The sequence below is a fragment of the Dellaglioa sp. CoH-57-MRSF-17 genome (assembly GCF_056782015.1).
Genome location: NZ_JBXAXY010000148.1, coordinates 1 through 266 on the forward strand (window position 1 = coordinate 1; position 266 = coordinate 266).

Annotated in this window: 1 protein-coding gene; it reads right to left on the reverse strand. The window is 54.5% G+C overall.

Going from position 1 to position 266, the window contains the following annotated elements; genetic code table 11:
- Positions 1-48 precede the first annotated feature (48 nt).
- Positions 49-266 (reverse strand): hypothetical protein (locus AC1RPJ_RS08215; protein WP_481762917.1); only part of this gene is annotated, 218 nt, incomplete at its 5' end.

Consider the following 266-nt stretch of genomic DNA (forward strand, 5'->3'; position numbering starts at 1 on the left):
TGCATCCCGCGAGCGCCAGCGCCATCAACGCAATTGCCGCAATCTTCTTCATTCTTCCACCTCGTATTCAATGTAGCCACGCTCCAGCATCGTATCAACCCAGCCCAGACGTGCCTGATTTGCGTGGCGTATCCAAGTTTGCTGCTCATCCGGGATCATCATACGTGATTCGGACGGGACTCCACGCTTCTGGAACGCCACCCAATTACTCAGTGTGCTACAGCAGAGCTGCGTTGACGCCCGGATATCACCTTCAATGAGATACG